Raw genomic sequence first — 6,819 nt, forward strand, 5'->3', positions numbered from 1 at the left:
GTGCCTCAGAGGGGTGTATTCGCAGTTCAGAGCTGTAGGTCAAGAAAATCGGCCAGTTCTCGCATCTCCGGGGTCAGCTTGCGCCGCTTGGCCGTGATCGCACCGAGGATGTCCTTGGCGTAGCGCTGGTTCGTGATCCATTCGGGCGCGTCCCGCCGGACGTCCTGCAAGATCTCGAACGCCTCTGGGTACTGGCGTAGCTGTGTCCTGGCCTTCGCCACGTCGAGCAGGTGGCGGTTGCGGTTGTTGGAGGTGGGACGGAGGTCCCGGGAGGGGATCTTCTCCGCCAGCGTGATGACCTGGTCGGGGCGATCCTGGACCATGGCGTTCTCGGCGCGCTTCATCGCGACCGTCAGTGGCCCGAACGAACGCAGGAAGTCCCCTTCCGGCGTGTACTCCGCGTTCATGGCGACCGCCGCTGTACGGGCCAGCCGGATCGCGTCCTCGGCCTCTCCCGGCTGGTTGTCCCGTACCGCCGCCGCGCTCCGCCGGATCAGCAGCCAGCCCCATACGGACAGTTCCGCCATGGTGGCCCGCGACATCCGGGGCTCCACCTCGTCCGCCCACTCGGCGGCGAGGTCCAGCGCTCCACGCAGGTCACCCTGGCGAATCAGCAGCCAGCACCAGGTGTTCACCACCGCGGCACCGTCCAGGTGATCCGTGGCCTCGTCCAGCGCGCGGCGTAGCGCCAGCTCCGCCGCGTCCAGCTGGCGTGTCTGCGTGAGCAGCCATCCAGCGTGGTGCAGAACCCGGGAGCGGATCGACCGGCCTTCCTCGCCCAAGGCGTCCGCCTCGCGCACGAGCGGCGGCAGGACCCGTACCAGTTCCGAGTAGTGATCCCTGGAGAACAGGGGCATCGCTTCTCCCAGCGCTCGCCGAACCCCTTGGAGAGTCGGCGGCTCCTCCAGGGCCCCGGAAAGAGCGTCCTTCTGGAGCAGGGCGTCGCGCACCGGGCTCCAGTCTTCGGAAAAGGTCTCCTCCTGCTCACGTCCGACCAGCAGGTCGGACGTGGGGACGTGCAGCGCTCTGGCGAGCTTGTGCAGTGTTTCCAAGCGGGTGTCGTTCCGCTCTTCCTGCTCAAGCTTGCGGATCAATGACACGGAGACGCCGGAGAGGGCGGCGAGTTCCTGCTGGGTAAAACCTCGCCGCTTGCGTACGGACCGGAGGCGTTCCGCGAGGTTCGGCGTGCCCATACCGTCCATCCTAAGAAGCGGACGAACGGTTCCTCAGGGAACCGTTCACAGGCTTGCGGGGGCTCGGGGACGGGAAGGCGTTGGGGACGGTCCCCGAGTGAAGAGGGCGGCGGATGGAGCACAGTGGCGATACCGGCGAGCCCGGCAGGTTCGCGCGGCTCCTCATCCGCGCTCTCACCCGCACCGCCGATCTCGTGGCGCGGCTGTCCGGCTGCGATCCGCAGGCCGTGCGCGAGGAGCCGTCGGCCGAGCGCGTCCGTGCCCTCGTCGCCGAGAACACCCAGCTCACCGACGACGAGCGTGCCCTGATCGGTGAGGTGTTCGCGGCCGGGGAGCGGCCCCTGCGCGAGGTCCTGGTGCCCCGCACCGAGGTCGTCTTCCTCGACGCCGAGCTGCCGCTGAGCAGTGCCGCCCGTCTCGCCGCCGCCAGCCCCCATTCCCGCTTCCCGGTGTTCCGCGACTCCCATGACGAGGTGATCGGCTTCGTCCACCTGCGTGACCTGCTCGTCCCCGAGGTCGCCGACCGCTCCCTGCCCGTCGGCGAGCTGGTTCGTCCCGCCAAGTACCTGCCCGCCTCCCAGCGCGTCCTCCCCGTCCTGTCGGAGATGCGGCGGGAGGGTGTGCACCTCGCCATCGTCATGGATGAGTACGGCGGCACGGCCGGGATCGTCACGCTGGAGGACCTGGTCGAGGAACTGATCGGCGACATCCGCGACGAATATGATGTGCAGGACGCGCAGGCGCGGCGCCTGCACGACGGGGTCGTGGAGGTGGACGGCCTGCTCAACCTTGACGAGTTCGCCGCCGCCACCGGCCTCCGGCTGCCCGCCGGGCCCTACGAGACCGTCGCCGGCCACATCATGGCCGTCCTCGGCCGCGTGCCCGCCGAGGGCGACCGCGTGGAGATCGCCGGACGCCGCCTGGCGGTCGCCCGCATGGACGGCCGCCGGGTCGCCCGCGTGCGCGTCACCCCGCCCAAGGCAAGCCCGAACACCGCCGCCCGCGGGGACGTCCCACCGCAAGAGGGCCCGCCCGCCCCGGACGGACCCGTTACGAACAGCGCCTGAGAGAATCGGTACGTGCACATGTCCCAAGCGACCGAAACCGCCGCCGCCGGAACGCCCCGCGTCCTGTCGGGCATCCAGCCCACCGCCGACTCCTTCCACCTCGGCAACTACCTGGGCGCGCTGCGGCAGTGGGTCGCGCTCCAGGACACGCACGACGCCTTCTACTGCGTGGTCGACCTCCACGCGATCACCGTGGAGCACGACCCGGCCGCGCTGCGCCGCCGCACCCGCGTGTCGGCCGCCCAGCTCCTCGCCATGGGCGTGGACCCGGAGCGTTCCACGCTGTTCGTGCAGAGCCACGTCCCCGAACACGCCGAGCTGGCCTGGGTGCTGAGCTGCATCACCGGGTTCGGCGAGGCCAGCCGGATGACGCAGTTCAAGGACAAGTCCGCCAAGCAGGGCGCGTCGGCCGCCAGCGTCGGCCTGTTCACCTACCCGATCCTGCAGGCCGCCGACATCCTGCTCTACACGCCCGAGCCGGGCGAGAACGCGCCGGTGTTCCACGTCCCGGTCGGCGAGGACCAGCGCCAGCACCTGGAGCTGACCCGCGACCTCGCGCAGCGCTTCAACCACCGCTTCGGCGACACCTTCGTGGCCCCCGACGCCTTCATCCCCGCGGCCGCCGCCAAGATCACCGATCTCCAGGAGCCGACCGCCAAGATGAGCAAGTCGGCCTCCTCGCCGCAGGGCATCATCGACGTGCTGGAGGAGCCCGGCCCGATGCGCAAGAAGATCATGCGCGCGGTCACCGATACCGGCACCGAGGTCCGCTACGACGAGCAGAACAAGGCGGGCGTCACCAACCTGCTGCGCGTCTTCTCGGCGCTGGAGGGCACCCCCATCCCGGACCTGGAGACCCGCTACGCGGGCAGCGGCTACGGCCAGTTCAAGAAGGACCTGGCCCAGGTCGTCCTGGACACCTTCACGCCCGTCCGGGAGCGCACCGAGAAGCTGCTGGGCGACGAACGGCACCTGGACGCGATCCTGCGGCACGGCGCCGAGCGGGCCGGGGCGGTCGCCGCCCGGACCATGGAGATCGTGCGCGATCGGGTGGGATTCGTGGGACGTGGCGACTGACCTATCCGGCGCCGCTCCCGGCCACCCCGTCACACGCATGATCGGGGTGGCCATCCCCATTCCCGACCCGTACGGCGACGCGCTCCAGGCGATGCGCGAGTCGTTCGGCGACCCGCTGGCCAACGCGATCCCCACGCACATCACGCTGCTGCCGCCCACCGAGGTCCCGGCGGCGTCCCTGCCGGACATCGAGGACCATCTGCGTGCGGTCGCCCGGTCGGAACGGGGCTTCTGGATCAGGTTGCGGGGCACCGCCACGTTCCGCCCGGTGTCGCCGGTGGTGTTCATCGCCCTGGCCGAGGGCATCAGCGGCTGCGAGCGCCTCCACGCCAAGGTGGTGTCGGGCCCGCTGGAACGCGAGCTGTCGTTCCCGTACCACCCGCACGTCACCGTCGCCCACCACCTGCCCGAAGAGGCGATGGACCGGGCCTTCAAGGAACTGGCCGACTACCGCGCCGAGTTCGAGGTGTGGGGCTTCTCGCTGTACGAGCACGGCTGCGACGGCGTATGGCGCCCCCAACGCGACTTCGCCTTCGGCAACGACCACTCCGACTGACGCCATATTCATCATGCCGCCGCGGTGGTGATCGGGCGTCGATCGCAAGGTCTGAAGGCTCGGCGGCCGGGCTCTCGAACGCGCCGGGATTCACCTGGTGAGGGAGGGGTAGGACCCGTACCGCCCAGCAGGCCATCCGGTCCGGTGTCCAGGCCCGCCAGGACCGTCAGGGACGGGCCGTCCACGAGGACCAGCGTGGTCGAACCCCGCCGACGATCCGAGAAGGAAAGCCGAGAGTTCCAGTGACGGTACGCTCCGTGCATGGCTAAGGTGATCGACGCCGTGGGGCGGCGCGTGGAGGCGGCGACCGAGGCCGCCAAGGGCCTGTTGCGTGCCGCGCGCGCCCGGTGGAAGTGGTTCGACCACCTCGCCCGCGCCTACGAGCGGTACCAGGACCGCCGGGGCGACCGGCTGGCGGCGGCGCTCACCTCCTACGGGTTCCTGTCGTTCTTCCCGCTGCTCGCGCTCGCGTACGCGCTGCTCGGCTACCTGGTCGGGGTCAGCGACCAGGCCCGCGAGTACTTCGTGGACGCCATCAACTCGCTGCTGCCCGGGTTGTCGGCGCAGCTCCAGATCGAGAAGATCGCGCAGTCCAAGGCCGCCGCCGGGCTCATCGGCACCGCCGGTCTGCTGCTGACCGGGCTCGGCTGGGTCGCGGTGCTGCGCGAGTCGTTGCGCGACATCTGGGGGTTCGAGCCGGTCGCCGAGGGCGTCAACTTCCTGCTGATGAAGGTCTGGGACGCCGCGGTGCTGGTGTTCCTGGGCGCCATGCTGATCTGCAGCTCGGCGGCCACCACCGTCACCGGGCAGGCCACCAACGCCGTGCTGGGCTGGCTGGGGCTGGACCACGTCACCGGCGCGGGCACCGTGTTGCGGCTGTTGTCGCTGACGGTCGCGATCGTGTTCGACACGCTGATCTTCCTGGTGCTGTTCTCGCGGCTCTCGGGCACCCGCGCGCCCTGGCGGCGCATCATCCGGGGCGCGCTGGTGGGCGCGGTCGGCTTCGAGATCCTCAAGCAGATCGCCACGCTGCTGCTGGCGCGCACCACCAGCAACCCGGTGTACGCCTCGTTCGCGGTGCTGGTCGGGCTGATGGTGTGGATCAACATCCTGTCGCGGTTCATCCTGTACGCGGCCGCCTGGACCGCCACGCGCCGGGTCGTCATGAAGGCCGACAACGGCGCGACGGGACCGGCGGCCGAGGACGCGCGGACCGTCAGCGCCCGCCCGGACGGCGGGGGAGTGACCGCGGTCGGCTGATCAGGACCAGAAGGCGTCGTCGGCGTACTGGTCCTCGGCGATAGTGCGGATCTCGGCGATACGGCCGCCCTCGAAGCGGAACACGTCCACCGCGCGGCCCGCCAGCACCCGGCCGGGGCGTTCGGCGTAGGTGTGCACGAGCGCGACGCCGTGGTCGTCCCCGGCCATGACGGCGTACGGCTCGGTGCGGAAGGTGCCGTCCGACAGCTCGAACAGCTTCACGTAGAAGCCGAGGACCTCCTCGGCGGTGGTGTAGACGCCGCACAGCGGGCCCCGGCCGGGGACGCGGTGCACCACGTCGTCGGACAGCAGTTCGCGGATCAGCCCGACGTCGCCCTTGGCGAACGCGGTGTACCCGTCCCGGAGCAGGGCGACGTTCGGATGCTCGTGCGCTCGGAGTTCGGACACGGTGCTTCCTCCTGCGGCGCGCCGGTCCGCCGTCCAGCGGCGGCGCGCGGTGACCGGGCGCCACCGCGAGGGTAAGCCCGCCCGCCGGGACGAGGCCAGTGAGGGAAGCCTTACCGGCCGTCAGGAGCCGGTGTGCCGGCGACGGCGCAGCACGAACGTCAGCACCGCGGCCGCCAGCGCCACGCCCAGCGCGCCGCCGCCGATCAGCAGCCAGCTCTGGTCGGACTCGTCGGGGCTGGTCAGCGCGCGGGGCAGCAGGCTGTTGGGGCGGCCGTCGTCGGCGGCCTTCGGCTGGGCGTCGCCCGGCGGCACCAGCTCGCCGACCGGCTTGACCTTGCCCTGCGCGGCGAACCCCCAGTCCAGCAGCTTGGCCGCGTACGGCGACGGCGGCTTGTCGGCCTTCATCAGCGCGATGACGATGGTCTTGTCGCCGCGCTTGGCGGCGGCCACGTAGGTCTGGCTGGCCGCGACGGTGTAGCCGTTCTTGCCGCCGATCATGCCCTGGTAGGCGTGCGCCTGGCCCGGCAACATCCGGTTGTGGGTGTGGATGGGGTAGCCGCCGGTCTTCTTCCCCTTCTTGCGCTCCTTCTTGGTGGGGGGCGCGGGGAAGTGGTGGTCGATGGTCTCCACGTACTTGCGGAAGTCGGGGTTCTTCAGGCCCTCGCGCAGGATCAGCGCCAGGTCGTAGGACGAGGTGTGCTGGGTCTTGACGTTCAGGCCGAGGTCGACGTCCAGGCCGTTGGGCGATCCGGCCAGGGTGTCGCGGGCGTTCAGCCGCTGAGCCTCGGCGTTCATGTCGGCGAGCGTCTTCTTCATGCCGCCGTTGGCCTCGGCGAGGGTGACGGCGGCGTCGTTGGCCGACATCATCATCAGCGCGTAGAACAGGTCGGACACCTTGTACTGCATCTTCGGCGTCATGCCGACCTTGGTGCCCTCGACGTCGCAGGCGCCCTGGCTCGGCCGCACCAGGCGGTTGGGGTCGAGCTTGGACACCAGCGCGACGGTGGTGAGCGTCTTGAGGGTGCTGGCGGGCAGGTACTGGCCGTGCGGGTCCTTGGCGGCGAGCACCGCGCCGGTGTCGCCGTCGGCGATCAGGTAGGACGCGGCCTTGATCTTGGGGGCGGCGGGGACGCCCGGCGCGCCGTTGACGATCGTGCCCTTGCCGGCCAGCTGCGGGCCGCCGACCGGCTCGGTGGCGGGCGCGGCCGCGACGGGCGCGGCGGCGGGTCGTGCGGCGGCCGTCGCCGGTGCCGGGGGC

General features: G+C 70.8%; 7 protein-coding genes. 4 read left to right on the plus strand and 3 right to left on the minus strand.

All coding sequences use genetic code 11. The annotated features are described in order from the left end of the window. Positions 1–26: 26 nt before the first annotated feature. Positions 27–1,193 carry a helix-turn-helix transcriptional regulator gene (locus tag AH6_RS36255; protein WP_157431937.1) on the minus strand — a complete coding sequence of 389 codons (1,167 nt, stop codon included), beginning with the start codon at positions 1,191–1,193 and terminating at the stop codon, positions 27–29. 113 nt (positions 1,194–1,306) lie between these two features. Here AH6_RS36255 and AH6_RS36260 point away from each other — a divergent pair, with 113 nt between their 5' ends. The 4 genes from AH6_RS36260 to AH6_RS36275 all read left to right on the plus strand — a co-directional run bounded on the left by AH6_RS36260 (position 1,307) and on the right by AH6_RS36275 (position 5,153). Continuing rightward, positions 1,307–2,260 carry a hemolysin family protein gene (locus AH6_RS36260; RefSeq protein ID WP_067489439.1) on the plus strand — a complete coding sequence of 318 codons (954 nt, stop codon included), beginning with the start codon at positions 1,307–1,309 and terminating at the stop codon, positions 2,258–2,260. 18 nt (positions 2,261–2,278) lie between these two features. Then, on the plus strand, positions 2,279–3,337 hold the full coding sequence (trpS, locus tag AH6_RS36265; RefSeq protein WP_067489442.1) for a tryptophan--tRNA ligase: 1,059 nt from the start codon (positions 2,279–2,281) through the stop codon (positions 3,335–3,337). Between the two features lie 37 nt (positions 3,338–3,374). After that, positions 3,375–3,893: a 2'-5' RNA ligase family protein gene (locus tag AH6_RS36270; protein ID WP_067489459.1), complete on the plus strand. Its 519-nt coding sequence runs from the start codon at positions 3,375–3,377 to the stop codon at positions 3,891–3,893. A gap of 261 nt (positions 3,894–4,154) precedes the next feature. Next, on the plus strand, positions 4,155–5,153 hold the full coding sequence (locus tag AH6_RS36275; RefSeq protein WP_067489445.1) for a YihY/virulence factor BrkB family protein: 999 nt from the start codon (positions 4,155–4,157) through the stop codon (positions 5,151–5,153). On the opposite strand, the gene AH6_RS36280 is transcribed toward AH6_RS36275, so the two are convergent. Next, on the minus strand, positions 5,154–5,561 hold the full coding sequence (locus AH6_RS36280; protein WP_067489448.1) for a nuclear transport factor 2 family protein: 408 nt from the start codon (positions 5,559–5,561) through the stop codon (positions 5,154–5,156). It abuts the gene before it with no gap. 120 nt (positions 5,562–5,681) lie between these two features. Next, the coding region (locus AH6_RS36285) for a D-alanyl-D-alanine carboxypeptidase family protein (protein WP_067489451.1) at positions 5,682–6,819 on the minus strand (1,138 nt) is incomplete at its 5' end.

Origin of the sequence: Actinomadura hibisca NBRC 15177 (assembly GCF_001552635.1) — a bacterium.
Lineage (GTDB): Bacteria > Actinomycetota > Actinomycetes > Streptosporangiales > Streptosporangiaceae > Spirillospora > Spirillospora hibisca.